Source organism: Streptomyces globisporus C-1027 (assembly GCF_000261345.2).
Lineage (GTDB): Bacteria > Actinomycetota > Actinomycetes > Streptomycetales > Streptomycetaceae > Streptomyces > Streptomyces pakalii.
Window position 1 is genome coordinate 3,275,609 of the sequence record NZ_CP013738.1, and the last position, 20,613, is coordinate 3,296,221.

The 20,613-nt window shown below is 72.1% G+C and carries 14 protein-coding genes and 2 pseudogenes; 7 read left to right on the forward strand and 9 right to left on the reverse strand.

Features of this window, described 5'->3' with window-relative positions:
* Positions 1–2: 2 nt before the first annotated feature.
* Positions 3–2,330, reverse strand: a complete 2,328-nt coding sequence (locus WQO_RS14075; RefSeq protein WP_010059618.1) for a molybdopterin oxidoreductase family protein — start codon at positions 2,328–2,330, stop codon at positions 3–5.
* Positions 2,327–3,436 (reverse strand): hypothetical protein, encoded by a 1,110-nt coding sequence (locus WQO_RS14080; protein WP_010059616.1) that lies wholly within the window; start codon positions 3,434–3,436, stop codon positions 2,327–2,329. The genes WQO_RS14075 and WQO_RS14080 overlap by 4 nt, the downstream gene beginning before the upstream one ends.
* 367 nt (positions 3,437–3,803) lie before the next feature.
* On the opposite strand from WQO_RS14080, the gene WQO_RS14085 reads away from it, so the two are divergent.
* Entirely contained in the window at positions 3,804–4,889 is a 1,086-nt protein-coding gene (locus tag WQO_RS14085) for a P1 family peptidase (protein WP_010059613.1), read from the forward strand.
* 227 nt (positions 4,890–5,116) lie between these two features.
* Positions 5,117–5,872: a DUF6227 family protein gene (locus WQO_RS14090; RefSeq protein ID WP_010059612.1), complete on the forward strand. Its 756-nt coding sequence runs from the start codon at positions 5,117–5,119 to the stop codon at positions 5,870–5,872.
* A gap of 146 nt (positions 5,873–6,018) precedes the next feature.
* Here WQO_RS14090 and WQO_RS14095 read toward each other — a convergent pair whose 3' ends face one another.
* Positions 6,019–7,590, reverse strand: a complete 1,572-nt coding sequence (locus tag WQO_RS14095) for an MFS transporter (protein ID WP_029182196.1) — start codon at positions 7,588–7,590, stop codon at positions 6,019–6,021.
* A 61-nt stretch (positions 7,591–7,651) separates the two neighbouring features.
* Here WQO_RS14095 and WQO_RS14100 point away from each other — a divergent pair, with 61 nt between their 5' ends.
* Positions 7,652–8,695, forward strand: coding sequence for a helix-turn-helix transcriptional regulator (locus tag WQO_RS14100; protein WP_010059610.1), 1,044 nt, complete (start codon positions 7,652–7,654; stop codon positions 8,693–8,695).
* 133 nt (positions 8,696–8,828) lie between these two features.
* Here the strand turns inward: WQO_RS14100 and WQO_RS14105 are convergent, their stop codons facing one another.
* Together WQO_RS14105 and WQO_RS35025 are read right to left on the reverse strand one after the other, a co-directional pair.
* Positions 8,829–9,830: a sigma-70 family RNA polymerase sigma factor gene (locus WQO_RS14105; RefSeq protein ID WP_006125304.1), complete on the reverse strand. Its 1,002-nt coding sequence runs from the start codon at positions 9,828–9,830 to the stop codon at positions 8,829–8,831.
* Positions 9,831–10,284: 454 nt separating this feature from the next.
* Positions 10,285–11,135 (reverse strand): annotated as a pseudogene (locus WQO_RS35025) (IS5 family transposase).
* 159 nt (positions 11,136–11,294) lie between these two features.
* Here WQO_RS35025 and WQO_RS14120 point away from each other — a divergent pair.
* Complete coding sequence (locus tag WQO_RS14120; RefSeq protein WP_010064548.1) at positions 11,295–12,371, forward strand: questin oxidase family protein; 1,077 nt, start codon at positions 11,295–11,297, stop codon at positions 12,369–12,371.
* A 72-nt stretch (positions 12,372–12,443) separates the two neighbouring features.
* Here WQO_RS14120 and WQO_RS14125 read toward each other — a convergent pair whose 3' ends face one another.
* The gene (locus WQO_RS14125) at positions 12,444–13,226 is read right to left on the reverse strand and encodes a dioxygenase family protein (RefSeq protein WP_010064549.1); all 783 of its coding nucleotides are present in this window, start codon (positions 13,224–13,226) and stop codon (positions 12,444–12,446) included.
* A 267-nt stretch (positions 13,227–13,493) separates the two neighbouring features.
* Here WQO_RS14125 and WQO_RS14130 point away from each other — a divergent pair, with 267 nt between their 5' ends.
* Positions 13,494–14,006, forward strand: coding sequence for a MarR family winged helix-turn-helix transcriptional regulator (locus tag WQO_RS14130; protein ID WP_010064550.1), 513 nt, complete (start codon positions 13,494–13,496; stop codon positions 14,004–14,006).
* A 78-nt stretch (positions 14,007–14,084) separates the two neighbouring features.
* On the opposite strand, the gene WQO_RS14135 is transcribed toward WQO_RS14130, so the two are convergent.
* Positions 14,085–15,626 carry an MFS transporter gene (locus WQO_RS14135; RefSeq protein WP_010064551.1) on the reverse strand — a complete coding sequence of 514 codons (1,542 nt, stop codon included), beginning with the start codon at positions 15,624–15,626 and terminating at the stop codon, positions 14,085–14,087.
* Between the two features lie 198 nt (positions 15,627–15,824).
* A complete protein-coding gene (locus WQO_RS14140) occupies positions 15,825–16,694 on the reverse strand; it encodes a TetR/AcrR family transcriptional regulator (RefSeq protein ID WP_418082108.1) in 870 nt (289 codons plus the stop codon).
* Between the two features lie 257 nt (positions 16,695–16,951).
* Between WQO_RS14140 and WQO_RS14145 the strand changes: the two genes are divergently transcribed.
* Entirely contained in the window at positions 16,952–18,229 is a 1,278-nt protein-coding gene (locus WQO_RS14145; RefSeq protein ID WP_010064553.1) for a M6 family metalloprotease domain-containing protein, read from the forward strand.
* On the opposite strand, the gene WQO_RS14150 is transcribed toward WQO_RS14145, so the two are convergent.
* Complete coding sequence (locus WQO_RS14150; protein ID WP_010064554.1) at positions 18,216–19,490, reverse strand: class I adenylate-forming enzyme family protein; 1,275 nt, start codon at positions 19,488–19,490, stop codon at positions 18,216–18,218. The two genes, WQO_RS14145 and WQO_RS14150, sit on opposite strands and share 14 nt — an antisense overlap.
* A gap of 243 nt (positions 19,491–19,733) precedes the next feature.
* Between WQO_RS14150 and WQO_RS35030 the strand changes: the two are divergent.
* Positions 19,734–20,573, forward strand: a pseudogene (locus WQO_RS35030) (MFS transporter); the annotation flags it as partial.
* Between the last annotated feature and the right edge of the window lie 40 nt (positions 20,574–20,613).

Below are 20,613 nucleotides of genomic sequence, written 5' to 3' on the forward strand. Positions count from 1 at the left end.
CCTCAGCTCCTCTCCGAGGTGCCACGGCCCTGGGGGGCCGTGGGAGGCAGCGGGTCGGTACGGGAGACCTGGGTCTCCGGGTAGGCGACATGGCCGGGGGCGACCGGCGGGGCGGGGACCTCGTCGATCCGCTCGGCGTGCTCGATGCGGCAGGCGCACACCTTGTACTCGGGGATCTTGGAGCGGGGGTCGAGGGCGTCGATGGTGAGGGCGTTGGCCGCGGTGGGGACGGGCCAGTGGTACGGGACGAACACGGTGTCGGGGCGGATCGCCTCGGTGACCAGGGCGGGGAAGACCTCGCTGCCGCGCCGGGTGACGACGCGGACGGGTTCACCGTTGCGGAAGCCGTGGGAGGGGTGGATCTCGGCCCAGGGGCGCGGGGTCTGTTCGACGAGGGCGCCGAGCCTGCGGGTCTGGTTGCCGGAGAGGAAGTGGGCGACGGTGCGGCCGGTGGTGAGGGACATGGGGTGCTCGTCGTCGTACGGGTCCATCGGCGGGTGCCATTCGACGACCTGGAGGTGGATCCTGCCGTCGGGGTGGTAGGTCTTCCCGTCCTCGAAGAGGCGGGGGGTGCCGGGGTGGTCGGTGGTGGGGCAGGGCCAGGCGATGCCGCCGGTCTCCTCCAGCCGTTCGTAGGTGATGCCGTAGTAGTCGTTGACGGTTCCGGCGGAGGCGACGCGCAGCTCGTCGAAGACCGACCGCGAGTCGGGGAAGTCGAACTTGTCGCCCGCGCCGAGGCGGCGGGCGAGTTCGCAGATCACCCAGGTGTCGGTCCGGACGCCTGGAGGCGGGTCCTGGGCCTTGTTGTGCTTGACCACGCGGGCTTCCGCGTTGGCCATCACGCCTTCGTCCTCGGCCCAGGTGGTGACGGGGAAGACGACATGCGCGTTGGCGGCGGTCTCGGAGAGGAAGAAGTCGAATTGGGCGTGGAACTCGGTGGTGTCGTACCCCTCCTTGACCACCCGGTAGTTGGGCAGGGAGACGAAGGGGTTGTTGCAGATGCCGATCAGGCCGCGGATCTCCCGGCGCTGCATCTGCCAGACCATTTCCATCATGGAGGTACCGGCGGGCGGGAGTTCGGACTCCTCGATGCCCCAGATCTCGCAGATCTGACGGCGGTGCTCCTCGTTCATGATGGAGCGTCCGCCGGGGAGGAGGTCGGACTTCTGGCCGTGCTCGCGGCCGCCCTGCCCATTGCCCTGGCCGGTGATGGTGCCGTAGCCGGCGCCGGGTTTGCCGATGTGGCCGGTGGCGGCGCAGAGGTTGATCACGGAGAGGCAGTTCTCGACGCCCTGCGAGTGGTGTTCGATGCCTCGGGCGTGCCAGGCCATGGCCTTGGGGGCGCGGGCGAAGGCCCGGGCGACCTGGACGATCTGCTCGGCGGGGATGCCGCAGATCGCTGCGGCACGGGAGGGTGGGTATTCGGCGGCCTTGGCCTTGAGCTCCTCCCAGCCGGTGGCGTGGTCGGCGAGGAAGTTCTCGTCGGTGAGTCCTTCCTCGATGACGACGTTCAGGACGGAGGTGAAGAAGGCGGAGTCGGTGCCGGGTTTGAGGGCGACGTGGATGTCGGCGGTCCGGGCGATGGCGGTCTCGCGCGGGTCGACGACGATGAGGCTGGCGCCGCGGTCCCGGGCTCCCCAGACGTACTGGGTCATCACGGGGAAGCACTCGCCGACGTTGGAGCCCGCGATGAGCAGGCAGTCGGTGAGCAGGATGTCGGAGAAGGGGTTGCCGGCCCGGTCGATGCCGAAGGCCAGCTTGTTGGCGCCGGCGGCGCTGACCATGCAGAGGCGGCCGTTGTAGTCGACATGCCGGGACTTGAGCGCCACCCGGGCGAACTTGCCCACCAGGTAGGTCTTCTCGGAGAAGAGGCTGGCCCCGCCGAGGAGCCCGAAGGCGTCGTTGCCGTACGTCTGCTGGATGCGCTTGATCTCGGAGACGGTGAAGTCGAGCGCCTCCTCCCAGGAGACCTCCCGGAACTCCTCGTCGCGGGAGCGGCGCATTAGCGGGGCGGTGAGCCGGTCGGGGTGGTTGACCTGCTGATAAGCGTTGATGCCTTTGGGGCAGAGCCGCATCCGGTTGATGTCGTGGTTGCGGGGTTCGACGCCGAAGACCTTGCCGCCCCGGTCCACGCGCAGATACATCCCGCACTGGACGCCGCAGAAGCAGCAGTGGGTGGGCACCAGCGTCTCGCCGTTCTGGTCGGCGTGCCACTGGTCGGCCGGGATACCGCCCGCGTCCCGGAAGGCGCGGGTGCCCGGCGGCGCGAGGGAGGGGTCCAGGGGGATGAAGGTGCGGCGGTCGGCAGCAGCTCGCGGATCCGCGGTCACTTGAAGCCCTTCTTCACATGGGAAAGGTAGGCGCTGCCGCGCAGCACCCGCTTGCAGCGCGGGCAGTATTCGGCCCAGGCGTCGAAGTCGAGGCGGAGGTCGCGCATGGTGCCGCGCAGGTTCTCGACGTAGGGCCCGGTGTCGATGGGTTCCTCGCAGCGGCGGCAGGCGAACACCTCGTCGTCCTTGCGGCCGGTGTACTTGAACAGCTGCATGCCGACCGCGGCCGGGCGCTGGACGATGTGGAAGAACTTGCCGAACGGGATGTAGATCAGGGTGAAGACGACGGACACCATGTGCAGGATCGCCAGGAACTGGTAGCCGCCGCCGTGCAGGAAGACCGAGGAGAAGGTGAGCAGCAGGCCGGTCACGGAGATGACGATGAGCGCGATCAGCGGCACCAGGTCGTAGGCGAAGCGCTGGCCGGTGATAGCGCCGCGGTCCTTCATCCGGCGCCACAGGAAGTACGAGGCGCCGGGGATGACGAGGACGGCGGCGATGTCCAGGCCGTGGAACATCAGCCAGCCGAGCAGGTTCAGGGAGTCGAAGCCGAGGATCTTGAAGCCCCAGATCCGCATCTCGTAACCGGGTCCCGAGCCGGTGCCGGAGGTGAAGGTGAACCAGCCCCAGGTGAGCGGGAAGGTGATCAGGGCGGCGAGGACGCAGCCCCAGAAGATGAGCTGGTGAGCGGCCCAGCGGGCGTGGGAGCGGGCGCCGAGGAACTTCTGGAAGCCGAGGTAGGTGGCGATCATCCTCGGCAGGGCGGTGGGGGCCCTGCGGAAGTTCTCCATCGAGAAGAGGCTGCGCCAGCCCTGCTTGAAGAGGCGTCGGGCACCGGGGGCGGAGATCCAGACGGTGTAGCGGTAGGCGACGCCGAAGGCGAGGAAGACGGTGGCCACGGCGTACGGGAGGAGGGCCGAGTCGAAGTTGCGGAGCATACGGCTGCCGAGCACGATCGCGACGATCAGGAGGGCGGAGACAGCCACTCCGGCGAGCGTGGCCCGGGTGGTGACGGACCGGGGGCCGGTCGGCGCGGGAGGAGTGGCCGCGGGGTCGCCGGGGGCGGGGGGCTCGGCTGCTGCGGTGGCTTCTGAGGGCTCGGTCACCCGTCCACCGTAGGGCTGTTTGGGTAGATTGAACCCGTTTTGGGCGATGGGAGGGTGAGCGGGTCGCCCGGACAGTCGCAAGGGCCGCCTTGCCGGGACGGGGCTGCTGGGGCGGCTGCGGGGGCCCTCGCGCGGGCGGGGCTGGGGCAGGGCTGCAGGGGCGCCCTCGCGCGGGCCGGGCCGCGCAGGCCGCCTTGCCCGGGCGGGGCTTGCCCGGCCGGGGCTTGCCCGGCCGGGCCGCCCCCGGTGGGACCTTGCGCACCGGCCCTCCGGAGTCTCGCGCACCGCCTTCGGCTCGCCGGTACGTTCGAGGCATAGCGGCCCGTGCTCTTCGGCGGGCCCCGATGCCGACCGGAGGAGCCGCACGATGACGCGCGAGGACAAGGCCCCCGAACTCCCGCCCCTGCTGGACGCGCTGACCGATGTGGCCGGTATCCGCGTCGGCCATGCCGAGGTCGCCGGTGCGGGTGCGCTGAGCGGCACGACCGTCGTCCTGGCGCCCGAGGGCGGGGCCGTGGCAGCCGTGGATGTACGGGGCGGCGGGCCGGGCACGCGGGAGACGGACGCGCTGGATCCGCGCAACCTGGTGCAGCGGGTCGACGCGGTCGTCCTCACGGGCGGGAGCGCCTTCGGGCTCGACGCGGCGTCCGGCGTGATGGCCTGGCTGGAGGAGCAGGGCCGGGGCGTCCGGGTCGGCCCCGGACCCACCCAGGTGGTACCGGTCGTTCCGGCCGCCGCCCTCTTCGACCTCGGCCGGGGCGGCGACTGGCGGGCCCGCCCCGACGCGTCGACCGGTCGCGCCGCGGTGGAGGCCGCGGCTGCCACGGGCCTCGGGGGGCCCGTCGCCGAGGGCTCGGTGGGTGCGGGCACCGGCGCGGTGGCCGGGCAGCTCAAGGGCGGCATCGGCACGGCGAGCGTCCGCCTCGCCTCCGGGGTCACGGTGGCCGCCGTCGTCGCGGTGAACGCGGCGGGCTCGGTGGTCGACCCCCGGACCGGGGTGCTGTTCGGGGAGTACGGGGCCGGGGAGCCGCCGGTCCATCCCCCGGCCGAGGTCCACGCGGCGGCGGAGCGGCGTCTCGCGCTGGAGCGGGAGGCGGCGGAGGCGGCCGGGGGCGGGGCCCCGCCGTTCAACACGACGATCGCGGTCGTCGCCACGGACGCGGACCTGACGCGGGCGCAGGCCCAGAAGCTGGCGGGCACCGCGCACGACGGCCTGGCCCGCGCGGTGCGCCCGGTCCATCTGCTGACGGACGGGGACACCGTGTTCACCCTGGCCACCGGGCAGGTGCCGGTGGAGCCGGGAAACCCGGTCGTCGTCAACGAGATCCTCGCGGCCGGCGCCGACGTCCTGGCGCGGGCCATCGTGAAGGCGGTGCGCGCGGCCCGGAGCACCGAGGGGCCGGGCGGCAGGCTCCTCTCGTACACGGAGTTGTACGGAGGCGGGACGCGGTAAGACCGAGGCGAAGGGGGCGTGCGGTGTGAGCCGGGGGCGCGCGCGGGTGGCCGACTCACCGCCCACGTAAGGGAGTTCCTCCCAACCGTCCGAAATGCACCGGGAACGGGCGGGGAACTTTCGGCGTGCGCCTTACGTTTTCACCCAACCCCGGTCACGATGTCAGGCCCAGGGACTACGTTGAGCACGCATCGAGTAACACGCGGCGACGGCCTGGAGACACCACCTTGAGCGATCCGTGCGAGACAACCGAGCACCACCTCGACCGACTCCTGCGACGCGCCCTGAACTCCTTCGACCTTCCCGACAGCACGGTCGACCGCCTCGGCACGGCGCTCGCCCACAGCAGTTCGCTGCACTCGTCGCACCACAGCTCCGTGCTGCACCGCGAGACCTACCGTCACACGTATCTCCTCGCCGACGGCTCCGCCCTCACCCTGTGGGAGCTGGTGCACAGCGGCGGCCGGGACGTGCGGAGCCCGCGTCGGCACGAGCTGTACGACGACGAGGGCGACGCCCGTATCGCCGCGTCCCGGCTGGCCGGGAGCTTCTCCGACTCCCCGGCCTTCGGCGACGAGGGGATGCAGGAGGCGCCGGGGGACCTGGAGATGCTGACGGTCCTGATGTCCGCCCCGCCGGCCCCGTTCCCCCGGACGTACGCCCCCGACAATTCCGCGGACCACGCCCGCCGCGTGCTGCGCCGTGCGGAGAACGCCGACCGGCCGGGCGAGGAGAGGGCACGGCTGCTCCGGGCCGCCTTCGCCCACCACATCACCCAGGTCTTCGGGCGGCAGTGCGACGTCGACGGCCGGCCCGCCGGATTCACGCTCTACGAGCACGCGTTCCTGCTGCTGGACGGCAGCGAGACGAGCCTGTGGGAGGTCGAGCACACGGCGACGCCCGACGGCCGCCACATGTGCGAGGTGTACGAGGACGAGCACACCGCCCGCGCGGCGATGGAGAGCCGCACCCGGATCTGCTGACCCGAACCCCCGGGCCGCCGCCCTCGGGCCCGCCTCCCCGAGGCCCACCTCCCCGAGGCCAGTACCTCCGGGCCCACCGCCCCCGAGGCCGGTGCATCCGGGCCCGATTCCCCTGCCGCGCGGGTCAGTTCGGGCTGCGGGGCCGGTCAGTTGGGGCCGGACTCCCCGTGGGCGCGCGGCCGGGCGGGCAGCGCGAACATCACCAGGAAGATCACCGAGAGCACCCCGGCCACCCACCACAGCGACTGCTGGAACGCGTCGACGAACGCCGGGCCGACCGCTTCGGGGAGCAGCCGGTCGCCGATCGCGCCGAAGAAGACGACGGACACCAGACCGAGGCCGAGCGCCGTCCCCATCTGCTGCACGGTGTTGATCAGGCCGGACGCCGAACCTGCATGCTCCCTGGGCACTTCGGAGAGCACCATGTCGGTCAGCGGAGCCACGATCAGACCCATGCCCGCGCCCATGACCACCAGCGGGACGGCCATCTGCCAGGAGCTGATGCCCATGCCGTACTGCTCGCTCTCCCAGAGGTAGATCAGCAGCCCGGTGATCATGAGGAGCGCACCGGCCTGGAGGACCTTGCGGCCGAAGCGGGGCACGAGCTTCTGCACGGAGATTCCGGCGGCCACCGAGACCGCGACGGAGAAGGGGACGCCCGTCACGCCGGCGCGCAGCACGCTCCAGCCGAGGCCCGTCTGCATGTAGAGGGTCCAGACCAGGAAGAAGATGCCGAGGCCGACGCCGAAGGTCAGCTGCACGGCGATGCCGGCGGCGAAGCTCTTCACCCGGAACAGGGACAGTTCGATCAGCGGCGAGCCGTCGGTCAGGGCCTTCCGCCGCTGGTGGATCACCAGCGCCGCGAAGACGAACAGACTGCCCGCCATCGAGAGATGACCCCAGAGCGGCCAGCCCAGCTCGTGTCCCCGGGTGAGCGGATAGATGAGCATCAGCATCGCCAGGGTGATCAGGGCGACGCCGGGCAGGTCGAGACGGACCGCCTCGGGGGCCTTGGACTCGCTGATGAACTTCGCGCCGAGGATCAGTCCGGCGATGCCGACGGGCAGGTTGATCAGGAAGATCGGACGCCAGCCGAGCCCGAAGAGGTCCCACTCGGTGAGCAGGGCTCCCAGCAGCGGACCGGAGACGGCGCCGAGTCCGACGACCGCGCCGAAGAGGCCGAAGACCTTGCCGCGCTCGTGGGCCGGGAAGGTGGCGTGCACGATCGAGAGGACCTGGGGCACCATCAGGGCCGCCGTCGCGCCCTGGAGAATGCGGGCGGCGACCAGGATCTCGGGGTCGGGCGCCACGCCGCACAGGGCCGAGGCGAGCGTGAAGCCGCCGATGCCGATGAGGAAGAGCCGCTTGCGCCCGTAGATGTCGCCGAGCCGGCCGCCCGTGATCAGCCCGGCCGCGAAGGCGAGCGCGTAACCGGCGGTGATCCACTGGATCGCGGAGACGGAGGCTCCGGTCTCGCGCGTGATGCTGGGGATGGCGATGTTGACGATCGTGACGTCGACCAGGTCCATGAAGGCCGCGGTCATCACGATGGCGAGCGCGAACCAGCGACGCCGGTCGGCCGGGACGGATACGGGTGCGGGTGCGGCTGCGGGTGTACCCGGTGTCTTGGCCGGTACGACCGGCGTCTTCACCGTCGCGGGCGACGTGGGCGGTACGAGCTGCGAGGCCGCGGGCGGCGGCGGTGCGGAAGAAGGCATGGGAAAAACCTATGCAGCCATTAGGTCAGATCATGACCTGATGGCCCGCCATCCTGAGGCCATGTCCGATACCCCGGCACGTCTGCTGAAGTTGCTGTCCCTCCTTCAGACCCCGCGCGAGTGGCCCGGCGGCGAACTGGCCCAACGGCTCGACGTCAGCCCGCGCACGATCCGCCGCGATATCGACCGGCTGCGCGACCTGGGCTATCCGGTCGAGGCCTCGCGCGGCTCGGTCGGCGGCTATCGCCTGGTCGCGGGCGCCGCCATGCCGCCCCTCCTGCTGGACGACGAGGAGGCAGTGGCCATCGCGGTGGGGCTGCGGGCCGGGGCGGGGCACGCGATCGAGGGCGTCGACGAGGCCTCCGTACGGGCGCTGGCGAAGCTGGAACAGGTACTCCCCTCCCGGCTGCGCCACCGGGTCTCCGCGCTCCAGAACGCCACGGTGCCGCTGACCCGGGGCGACGGCTCCACCATCGACCCGCGGACCCTGACGACGCTGGCGTCCGCGGCCACCGGGCGGGAACGGCTGCGGTTCGCGTACCGCAGCGGCGACGGCACCCGGACGAAGCGGCAGGTCGAGCCGTACCGGCTGGTGAGCACCGGGCAGCGCTGGTATCTGGTGGCGTACGACCTCGCCCGGGAGGACTGGCGGACGTTCCGGGTGGACCGGGTCGGCGAGCCGTACGCCACCGGGGCCCGGTTCACCCCGAGGCCCCTGCCCGTCGAGGGCACAGGGAGCGATACAGACGGCGGTACGGGCAGCGGCGACGCGGCGACGTTCCTGGCCCGGTCGATGCGGCGGATGCAGCCGGAGCTGCGCCTCGACGTGTGGTTCGGCGCGCCGGCGGAGTTCGTGACGGCGCGCCTGCCCGCGCACCTCGGGGCGCCACAGCCGGACGGGGAGGGCGGCTGCCGGCTGCGGGCCTCGTGCACCGACTCGCTGGAGTGGGTGGCGCTGCGGCTGGCGCTGGTGGACTGCGAGTTCTCGGTGGCGGGGCCGTCGCAGCTGGTGGCGTACCTGGAGGGTCTGGGCGCCCGGCTGACCCGGGCCGCCGCCGGGGCCGGGACGGAACCACGTCCGGGGGCGGGCCCGGAACAGGGATGAGCCCCGACGCCGGGGGGGGGGTGGGCGCCGGGGCTCAGCTCGTGGACCGGTCAAAAACCGGTCGGGTAACCGGAATGACCCGGTCGGTCGGCCGGTGCGAACCGGCTTGATGGGGAGATTACGGGTTAATGGCTCACGCCGCAGCGTCAAAGCCCGTGTCGTGAGCCATTCGCTTCAATTCGAGCAGCGCGTGCTTCTCTATCTGCCGGATCCGCTCCCGCGTGAGGCCGTGCTGCTTGCCCACTTCGGTCAGGGTCCGCTCGCGCCCGTCCTCGATGCCGTACCGCATCTTGATGATCGAGGCGGTCCTGTTGTCGAGCTTGCCGATGAGGTCCTCCAGCTCCTCGCTGCGGAGCAGGGTCATCACCGACTGCTCGGGCGAGACGGCGGAGGTGTCCTCCAGCAGGTCGCCGAACTGGGTGTCGCCGTCGTCGTCCACGGACATGTTGAGGCTGACCGGGTCGCGGGCCCAGTCCAGGACGTTGCCGACGCGCTCGGCGTTGGAGTCGAGCTCGGCGGCGATCTCCGCGTGCTCCGGGTCGCGCCCGTGCTCGCGGTTGAACTCGCGCTGGACCCGACGGATCCGGCCGAGCTCCTCCACCAGGTGGACGGGGAGCCGGATCGTGCGGGACTGGTCGGCGATGGACCGGGTGATGGCCTGGCGGATCCACCAGGTCGCGTACGTGGAGAACTTGAAGCCCTTGGCGTAGTCGAACTTCTCGACCGCGCGCACCAGGCCGGCGTTGCCCTCCTGGATCAGGTCGAGCAGAGGGAGCCCCGCGCGCGGATAGCGGCGGGCCACGGCGACGACGAGCCGGAGGTTGGAACGGATGAATATGTCCTTGGCGCGCTCGCCGTCGGCGACCAGCGCCTCCAGCTCCTCACGCTTCGCGTCACCGGCATCGCTCTCGACCTCGCCGTCGAGGATCTGCTGGGCGTAGACGCCCGCCTCGATGGTCTGGGAGAGGTCGACTTCCTTGGCGGCGTCGAGCAGCGGTGTGCGGGCGATCTCGTCCAGGTACATGCCGACCAGGTCGCGATCGGCGATCTCCCCGCCCACGGCGCGAACACTGCTTGCCCGGTCGGTCTCACCGGAGGCGGTGGACTTACGACGGGCGACGGCACGGGTTGCCATGCGTGCTCCCTTGCTGAGTAGGTCGCGACACCCTTCCGGGTGCCCTGCATCCGATGGAAACAACGACTGGAATCCGGACAGAATTCCCATGCGGCACATTCATTTTCGTGATCATGCAGTACCCTGTTCCGCTTCGACCGCTGGCCATCGCTTCCGGATCCCATCGGACGCGCAGGTCAGAGCCGGTACGGAGGGGGTTCCGGCCCCTGGTCGGCCCCCTTGCCGACTCTTCGGCCGGGTACCCGGAATCGGCGCGTCCACCCGAAGCGCCCTGCTCCCGCCCGGAACTCCCTCGCTCCCACCCCGAGAGACGGCTGCGGTGGCGTTCGGGTTGCTCAGGTGCATCCGCGGCGGGAGGGCCGGACAGGCCGGCCCTCCCGCCCGTCAGCCGGCCCTCCCGCCCGTCAGCCGGCCCTCCCGCCCGTCAGCCGGCCCTCCCGCCCGTCGGCCGGCCCTAGGGGGTGTCCGCAATGTCCGCGGGGAGCCAGAGTCGTAGGCAGGCGATGGTGACGAGAGCTTGGTAGTGGCGGGCGCGTTTGTCGTAGCGGGTGGCGAGGGCTTTGTTCTGCTTGAGCTTGTTGAAGCAGCGTTCGACGACGTTGCGGCGTCGGTAGGCGGTGCGGTCGAGGCGGCAGGGGGTCTCGCCGCGTCGTCGGCGGCCGCTGATCTGGTCGGTGCGTTCGGGGATGGTGCAGGCGATGCCGCGTCTGCGCAGGTAGGCCCGGATCTTTCGGGAGGAGTAGCCCTTGTCGCCGGCTACCCGGTCGGGCCGGGTGCGGGGCCGGCCGGGCCCGTCCCGCTTGATGGCGATGCGGGCCATGACCGGCTCGAACTGCGTGCAGTCGTTGACGTTTCCGCCTGTGATCGTGAAGGCGAGCGGTCGGCCCTGCCCGTCGCAGGCGAGGTGGATCTTCGTGCTCAGCCCGCCGCGGGACCGGCCCAGTGCCTCGCCGGTGCAGGGCCCCCTTTTCGGGCCCCGGCCGCGTGCTGGTGGGCCCGCACGATCGTCGAGTCGACGCAGACGATCGACCAGTCGACCTTCCCGACCGCATCCGAGTGCTGCTGGACATGAGCCAGGAGCCGGTCCCACGTCCCGTCCGCCGACCAGCGACGGAACCGTTCGTAGACTGTCTTCCACGGCCCGTACCGATCCGGCAGATCCCGCCAGGCCGCCCCCGTGGACAGCTTCCACAGGATCCCGTTGAGGACCTGCCGCCGGTCCCGCACCGGACGACCCATCCGAGGCGGAGCCAGCAACGGCCCGACCACTTCCCACGCTTGATCAGTCACTTCATGACGACGCACCACGAACGGCCCAACGACCAAACGACATTGCGGACACGCCCTAGGTCCGTCGGCCGATCCGACCGGTAACCGCCGACCCGTCGTACCGGGCCCCAGGTCCGAGGCCGACCGGGACTGCGGCCCGTCCGCTCCGGCCCGCGCCTGCCTAGCGTGACCGGCATGGACGACACCACGGGCACCCTCGACGAAGCACTGGAGCGCATCCACCTCTCGGGGCCGGAGCGCGACGGCTGGCTCAGCAATCACGCACCGATGGCCGTGGAGGCGCTGGTGCGGCACGGCCAGGCGTCGGCCGTGCACCGCTGGCTGGACCGCTACGGTCCGAAGCTGGAGGAGATGCCGGCCGGCACCGGCTCCCCCGTGACCGCGCGGAACTGGCACGAGGCGCTGGGCGACCCGCGCCGCATCGCCGACTGGACGGCGCACTTCGAGCGGGAGACGGCCGGGCGCCCCTGGCGCGACGTGCTCGCCGAGTGGTGGCCCCGGCTGCTGCCGGGCATCGCGGCGGGCGCCACGCATCCGGTGATCCGGGTGGGCCACTCCGTACGCACCCTGCTGGCGGGCGAGGAGACCGCCCCGCGGGTCCGGGAGCTGGCCCACGCCCTCGGCTACTGGGCCGCCCGGCACCAGCCGCTGCCCGCCCTGACGCTGCTCGGCCCGGCCCCGAGTGCGGCGACGGCGCTGGACCGGGTGCCGCTGGTGCCCGAGCAGAGCGGCGGCATCCGGGAGCGGTTCGCGCAGCTGACCGCCTTCCCGGACTGGCCGGGGCCGCTTCACGGGCACGGGCCGGGCCAGGGCCCCGGCCGGTCCGGGAAGGGCCGGGAGGCCCTCTCCGCCGAGGCGGCCCGGTCCGCGCTCCGGGAGCTGGTGCGGGCCTCGACGCACCGGTACGCGACCCACGCGCACGGCGCGCCGATCATGCTGGTCCACGCGGCGACCGCGCCCAACGCGGTCCTGCGCACCCTGCCCGCCCTGCCCCGCGAGCTGTGGGCGCCGAGCCTGCGGGCCTCCTGGGCGGCGAGCGCGGCGGTCACCGCCGCCTACGCACCCCGGGAAGCGGCCCCGGCCCCCGCGTCGGCGACCGGCGCGACGGACTCCTCGGAGCTGTTCGCCCGGGCGGCGGAGCACGGCGACGACCACACCATCAAGTTCACCGACACGGCCCTGGACGTGGGCGACGCGCTCGCGTTCTCCGCCGCCCGGCGCGCGATCGAGCTGAACCCGCCGGTGTTCTAGCCGGCCGGTGTTCCAGCCGCAGGCCCCGACACGTACGGGGTGTTCCAGCCGCAGGCCCCGACACGTACGGGGTCAGCCGAACTGCACCGAGCGTTTCGCCAGCCCCATCCAGAAGCCGTCGATCACGCTCCGCCCCCGGTCCAGCTCGTCCTCGGCCGCGCCCAGCGTCACGAACAGCGGCGCGAAGTGCTCGGTGCGCGGGTGGGCGAGCTTTCCGGCCGGGGACGTGTGCTCGAAGTCGATCAGCGCGTCGATGTCCTGGGCCCGCAGCGCGCGGTCCCCCCAGTCGTCGAACTCCGCCGACCAGCCGGGCACCCCGCCGCCCTGGTGGCGCAGGGCGGCCAGGTTGTGGGTGAAGAAGCCGCTGCCGACGATCAGCACGCCCTCGTCGCGCAGGGGCGCGAGCTTGCGCCCGACGGCCATCAGCTTCTGCGGGTCGAGGGTCGGCAGGGAGATCTGGAGTACGGGGATGTCGGCGTCCGGGAACATCTCCACCAGCGGGACGTACGCCCCGTGGTCCAGGCCCCGGTCCGGGATGTCCTGGACCGGCGTACCGGCACCGCGCAGCAGTTTGCGGACGCTGTCGGCGAGACCGGGCGCGCCGGGGGCCTCGTACCGCACCCCGTAGTAGTGCTCGGGAAAGCCCCAGAAGTCGTACACGAGCGGCACCGTCTCGGTGGCCCCCAGGGCGAGCGGGGCCTCCTCCCAGTGGGCGGAGACCATCAGGATCGCGCGGGGGCGGGGCAGGCCCGCGGACCAGGCGGCGAGTTCGCCGGGCCAGACGGGGTCGTCGGCCAGGGGCGGCGCGCCGTGCGAGAGGTAGAGGGCGGGCATGCGCTCCGCGGTGGCTGTCATGGCACTCCCCATCCACTGGGCGCCGGATCCCGGGCGGCCGGGCGCCGCGCGGGGCGTCCGGGTCACCGGATCCGGTCACGAGTTCGTCAGAGCGGTAGTTCCCCGAGGTCATCCGAGGGATCGTTGTGCAGGAGTCCTACGGAATTCCGCGGGAGGCCCCTCGGATCCCCCGTGGGGACCTCCCGGGAAGGATTCTTGAAACTTCAAGGTCCTACCTTGTGGAGACCTTAGCTCTATCTAGTTCAACTTTCAAGAAAAGGTCGTACAGTGGAGTCCATGACCACGGCATCCACCAGCGCACCGCGTTGGCTCACCGACGAGGAGCAGCGCGTCTGGCGCGCCTATCTGCATGCCACCACGCTGCTGGAGGATCACTTCGACCGCCAGTTGCAGCGCGATGCCGGTATGCCGCACACCTATTACGGGCTACTCGTCCAGCTCTCGCAGGCACCCCGCCGCCGGATGCGGATGACGGAGCTGGCCCGGAACGCGAAGATCACCCGCTCCCGGCTCTCGCACGCCATCGCCCGGCTGGAGAAGAACGGCTGGGTCCGCCGTGAGGACTGCCCCTCCGACAAGCGCGGCCAGAACGCGGTGCTCACCGACGACGGCCTCGGCATGCTGCGCCGCTCGGCGCCGGGCCACGTCGAGGCCGTACGGCAGGCGATGTTCGACCGGCTCACGGACGAGCAGGTGAAAAGCCTCGGGGAGATCATGCGGACGCTCGCCACCGGCCTGGAACCGGAGGGCACGGACGCGGATCTGCCCTGGCTCCGCTGAGCGGAACCAGGGCAGATCACGGGCCGGTCCTCGTCAAGGGCCGGTTCGTCGCCGAAGGACTGCCGGCGACGGCCGTCGTCAGTGGGCGACCACCGGAATCCTGAACTCCTCCTCGGCTCCCGCCTCGGACGCGCTCTCCGTGCCGCCCGACCCCGTTCCGGGGCGGCCGGTGTTGATGAGGGCGATCGCGATGGCGGCCGCGGCGACGAGGATGCCGACCGCCCACCAGATCGCGGAGGCGAAACCGCTGACCATGGCCTGGAGCTCCAGGAGCTTCGGGTCCGTGGCGCGGGCCGCGTGATCGGCGACGTACGCGGTGGTGGCGCTCGCGGCGATGGTGTTCAGCAGCGCGGTGCCGATGGCGCCGCCCACCTGCTGCGAGGTGTTGACCATCGCGGAGGCCACACCCGCGTCACGCGGCTCGATGCCGTGCGTGGCCAGGGACATCGCCGGCATGAACGCCGTACCCATACCGAGGCCGAGCAGCAGCATGCCGGGCAGGATGACGGCCGCGTAGCTGGTGTTCAGGTCCAGCTGGGTCAGCAGCAGCATGCCGACCGCGGCGACCAGGAAGCCCGGGCCCATCAGCAGGCGCGGCGGGACCCGGGTCATCAGCCGGGTGCCGATCTGGGTGGAGCCGGTGATCATGCCCGCGATCATCGGGAGGAACGCGAAGCCGGTCTTGACCGGGGAGTAGCCCTTCACGACCTGGAGGTAGTAGGTCAGGAAGAGGAACAGCCCGAACATCGCGATGATGGCGAGGCCCAGCGAGAGGTAGACCCCGCCGCGGTTGCGCTCGGTGAGGACGCGCAGCGGCAGCAGCGGCGACTTCACGCGCGCCTCGGTCACGACGAAGGCCAGCAGCAGCACGGCGGCGGCGATGAACATCGAGACGGTCAGGGCGTCCGACCAGCCGGCCGACTCGGCGCGGGTGAAACCGTAGACCAGGGCGACCAGGCCGAGGGTGGAGAGCACGACGCCGGGGATGTCCAGCGGTGCGCGGTTGCGGGTGCCGGAGGGCTCACGGATCACGAAGTACGCGCCCACGGCGGCGACAACGGCGAACGGGATGTTGACGAAGAACGTCCAGCGCCAGTTCAGGTACTCGGTGAGGAAGCCGCCGAGGATCAGTCCGACGGCGCCACCGCCACCGGCGATGGCCCCGTAGATGCCGAACGCCTTGGCGCGCTCCTTGGCGTCGGTGAACATCACGGCGAGCAGCGAGAGCGCGGCCGGGGCGAGCAGGGCGCCGAAGACACCCTGGAGGGCCCGGGAGCCGAACATCATCGCCTCGTTCTGGGCGGCCCCGCCGAGCGCGGAGGCCAGCGCGAAGCCGATCAGGCCGACGACGAAGGTGCGCTTACGGCCCCAGAGGTCGGCGATCCGGCCGCCGAAGAGGAGGAGACCGCCGAAGGCGAGGGCGTAGGCGGTGATGACCCACTGCTTGTTGCCGTCGGAGATGCCGAGGTCGGTCTGGGCGGAGGGCAGCGCGATGTTCACGATGGTCGCGTCGAGGACGACCATCAGCTGGGCGAGCGCGATGAAGGCGAGGGCTTTCCAGCGGCTCGGATCGGGAAGGGCGGTGTCGGCTGTTCTGGACAGATCGGCCGTTTTTGACATGCGTGTAGCCACCTAAGGACGTGCGAGGGCGCCGAGGCGTCGCGAAGTGGGCGTCGGCGGTACGTGCTGTGGCGTACGCGCGACGGTTACGTGGGCCGCCCGCGCGTGACAGGGACGTACGGGCCGGTGTTCGGGTGGGGCGGGACGGTGGGGCCGATGGAGTCGGCGGGTCCGGGAAGGTTCAGGTCGGTGCGGCCGTCAGGAGCGCCGCAGATCCTCCAAGGTCGCCGCCGATCCGGGCAGTTCGGAGCGGGCCGGGGTCTCCAGGCCGTCCAGGAACAGCTGCAGATGACGGTGGGTGAACCGGTCGATGCCCTGGCAGGCGATGCCGGGGAGCGGCCGGGTGAGCTGGGAGAGGGCGACGAGTACGTCACCGACGGCGATGTCGGTACGCAGCCGCCCCGCGGACTGGGCGCGCGACACGAGCCCCGCGACGGTCTCTTCGAGGCGGTCGCGCTCGGCGAGCAGATCAGGGTGGTCCTTGTCGAAGACGCCGGAGATCATCGGGCACAGGGCGCCGATCCGTTCGTCGGCGGCCGCGTGCACGAAGCGGCTGAGCGCGGCGAACGGGTCGGACTCCGCGGTGACGGCCTCCTCGGCCCTCAGAGTGGTACGGGAGGTGACCGCGAGGACGACCTCATGGGTGAGGGCGGCGCGGTCGGGGAAGTTCCGGTAGAGCGTGGCGTTGCCGACGCCCGCACGGCGGGCGACGTCGTCCAGCGCCACGTCGGGGCCGAACTCGACGAACAGCTCGCGCGCGGCCGAGACGATCCGCTCACGGTTGCGCAGCGCGTCGGCCCGCGGACGAGCGGCGCGGCACGATGCCGTGGGCGCGGCGCTCTTCCCGGCGGCGGCCTCCGCGACACGTCCGGTACGGGTGCGCGTGACGCTGCCGGTGCCGGTCCGGGTGACACTTCCGGAGTCGGTGCCGGAGTCGGTGCCTGTGCCTGTGCCTGTGCCTGTTCCTGTTCCTGTCAGCGTGGCACTTCCCGTGCCGGGCTGCGCGGTGTTGCCGGTGACGGCTGCCTGCGCGGCACCCTTGGCGACGGTCTCCACTGCGACCCTCACCTCCCCTTCCCCTGCGTAGCCGGTCGGACCCCATCCGTAACCGGGGACCGCTTCCCCGCTTAGCGGGGACACGTAGGCAAACGGGGAGAGCTTCCCCGGTTATTTCCGATCCTCCATGTGACCTGCATCACATCGCTCCGGGGCGGAAACCCACCGATCGGCGCACCCAGCGAGCGGCCCCGGACCACCCGGCAGAGGCTGATCGCCAGAGCGCAGTCAGGGCTCGGCCGACTGCCGCGGACCCCGAAGGCGCCTCTATGCAGCAGCCCCGCCACCGGATACGCAGACACCGCCGCCCGGTCGCCCTGGCCGGAGCGACCGCGCTGGTCATAGCCGCCATGGCCTCGGCCAGCACCACCCTCCACTCCGGCGGCCGCGCCTCGGCGGGCCCGGCGGCCACCGCCCAGGACTCCGCGCTCGCCCCGTGCCGGATCTCCGCGACCATGGGCGTGCAGATGTCCGAGGGCCTGCCGACCCCGCCCGGCTACGCCCGGTCGACCGGCGAGATCAGGGCGCTCAACCTGATGATCGACTTCCCGGACGCGGAGGGGACGGAGCCCGCGGCGGACCGGTTCGCGGAGTTCTTCCCGCAGACCTCCGACTGGTTCCGGACCAGTTCCTACGGCCGGCTCGTCTACCGGCCCGAGGCCCCCGTCAAGGACTGGCTGCGGATGCCGATGGCGTTCACGGAGTACGGGATAGAGCGCGGTTCACCGTTCGAGCCGGGCTACCGCCAGCTGGTGAAGGACATCGTCGCGGCCGCCGACCCCCGGGTCGACTTCTCGGAGTACGACCTGGTCAACATCCTGGTCAGCCCGAACGCCGGGCCCTCCGCGCTGGACACCGTGCTCTCCGTGACCTTCTCCGGCAACGACGAGGCCCCGGAGGCGGACGGCGTGCCGCTCGCCAACACCTCGTTCGTCTACAGCCGCCAGGACGACGGATCGGGGTCGTACGCCGAGACCGGCTACCGCGTCCTGCCGCACGAGAACGGCCATGTCTTCGGGCTGCCCGACCTCTACACGATGGAGGGCGGCGGCTCGGTCGGGCACTGGGACATCATGTCCGAGGACTGGGGCGCCAACAACGACTTCCTGGCCTGGCACAAGTGGAAGCTCGGCTGGCTCGACAACGAGCAGATCAGCTGCGCGTCGCAGCCCGGCGTCAGCGAGCACACGCTCGGCCCGCTGGCCACCGAGGGCGGCACCAAGCTCACCTTCGTCCCGCTGAGCGCCCAGTCCGGCTACGCCGTGGAGGTCCGCACGGCGGCGGGCAACGACGAGGCGGTCTGCCGGCCCGGGGTGCTGATCTACAAGGTCAGCTCCGACGTGGACACCGGCCAGGGCCCGGTCTCCGTCGCCGACGCCACCGAGGACAGCGGCGGCTGCACCCAGCGCCCCAACGTGCACGCGGAGCTGTCCGACGCCCCGTTCCGGCCCGGCCAGACCTTCACCGATCGGGCCAACGGCGTACGGATATCCGTGCTGGACGAGGACGACGACGGCAACTACCGGGTACGGGTCACGCGCCCGTGAGCCGGCCGACGACAAAGACCCACCCGTCACGGCGTACGGCACGGTCCCCCGAACGGAACCAGCCGCCGTCAGCGAAGGCGGCCCCGGTCGCCGCCGCGTCGCGCCAGTAGCCGCGGAACAGCGACTGGCCGCGCAGCCACAGCTCCCCCGGCTCCCCGTCGGGCAGTTCCTCGCCCGACGGCCCGGCGATCCGCACCTCCGTGACCGGGGCGGGCCGGCCCGCGCCACCGGACTCGGCGCGGCGGATATCACCGATCGGCGCGAGAACGACGCCGCAGGTCTCGGCGAGGCCGTAGCCGGCCGGCCCGGCCCCGGGGGCGGCGTCGTCCTTCAGGGCGAGGGCGCCACCGGCCGCCATCGCACCGTAGAAGCCGCTGAACGCGGCGGCATCGGAGAACGGGACCGCCACCGGGGCGACCGGGACGGGCTCCAGCCCCGGGATGGCGCCGCGGGCCCGTGCTGAGGCCGCCGCGTGGTAGCGGGCGTTGAGCGCGGCACCGGCCTGGGCGAGATGGGTGGCGACCGCGCCCCGGAGGCGGCCGGTGGCGCCGGAGGTGTAGAGGATCGTGGCGTCGTCCTCGGGCCGGGGCTCCACGTCGGGGGGCGCGGCCAGCGGGTCGGGAGCGGGGAAATCCTCGTACCGCTCGACACACAGGCCGTCCGCCGCCTGATCCCCGCCGGGGAACTCGACACGCGGCCCCGAAGCGCTCTCGTCGCCGGAGCCGGGGAAGAGGACGACGCGCGTCCCGGTCCGCCGGGCCCAGCCGGCGACCCGCCCCAGCCGCTCCCCGTCCACCAGCAGCACCCCGGGCTCGCAGTCCTCCAGCGCGTACGTGAACGCGTCCTCGGCCCACCCGGCGTCCAGGGGTACGGCGACGAGACCGGCCAACTGGGCGGCCCAGAAGGCGATCTGCCACTCGGGACGGTTCCCCGACGCGATCACGGCACGGTCGCCGGGGCGCAGCCCGTACCCCTCCCGCAGGCGCACCGCGAGCGCCGAGGCGGCGGCGAAGAACTCGCCGTAGGAGCAGGCCCGTTCCCCCGCGATCAGGAACGGGGCCTCCCCGTAGGCCCAGGTGGTCTCGACGAACTCCCGGAGCGTACGGGGGCCGTCGGCGTACTCCGGCGTCCCCCGCTCGCCGAGCACCACCGCGAAAGGAGCGCCGGGCGCGGTGAGGGAGGTCTCGGCGCGCGCGGCGCGGCGGGCGAGCTCAGCCGATGCGGCTGCTTCGGGTTCCGGGGACGGGAGGGTGTGCGGCACGGACGGCCTCTCTCGCGTCGGCTCTGACGCCGGCTCTGACGCTGACTGACACGCGAGACGCTATGCGGGCGGCGGCCCGGCGCCAAGGCAGTCGCCGGGACTTCGCGGCGGGCGGGCGCAGCGCACCGGACGCGTGGCGGGTTCGACCGGGATACGGGGTTGGCAAAACATTGCCAAGCATTTGACGTCACTGGCAATATCTCAGGCGTCATTCGCAGCGCCAGCCCCCGGGGAGGACCGGCCATGACCTCCGCCGTACCGTCCGCAGCACCGCCCGCCGCACCGTCCCGTTCCGGCCTGGGGCGACCCGCCGCGCTGGCGTTCGCGGGCGCGGGCGCGCTCACGGTCTCCAACATCTATTTCCCGCAGCCCCTGCTGGACGCCGTCGCGTCGGGACTGGACGTCTCCGGGTCTGCCGCGAGCCTGATCGCCACCGCCGCCCAGGTCGGGTACGCACTGGGCATCGCCCTGGTGGTGCCGCTCGCCGACGTGGCCCGGCTGCGGCGGCTCGCGACCACGTTGCTGCTGCTGACGACGGCCGGACTGCTGGTCGCGGCCGCCGCACCGAATCTGGCCACCCTCACCGTGGCCACGCTCGCCCTGTCCACCACGACCGTGCTGCCGCAGACGGCCGCCTCCCTGGCCGGGCCCGGCCACAGCGGGCGCGCCGTGGGGGCGATCGGCATCGGCATCACCCTGGGCTCGACGCTCTCGCGCACCCTCTCCGGTGCGGTCGCCGGGCTCAGCGGTGACTGGCGCATCGCCTATCTGGTCGCGGCGGCGCTCACCGGCGGCCTCGTGTTCGTCCTGCCGCGGCTGCTTCCCGCGTCACGCGACGGCCGCTCCGTGCCGTACCGGGAGCTGATCGGATCGCTGCCCCGGCTGGTCCGCGCCCATCCCGGACTGCGGTTCTCGGCCTTCCTGGGCGCGACCGTCTTCGCCGCCTTCAGCGCCTTCTGGGCGACGCTCGCCTTCCACCTGGCCGGGCCGCCGTTCGACCGGGGGGTGGCGTGGGCGGGGCTGTTCGGCCTGTTCGGCCTGCCCGCGGCGCTGCTCTCGTACACGGCGGGCCGGCTGAGCGACCGGCGCGGACCGCGGTACGTCAACACGGTGGCCCTGGTCT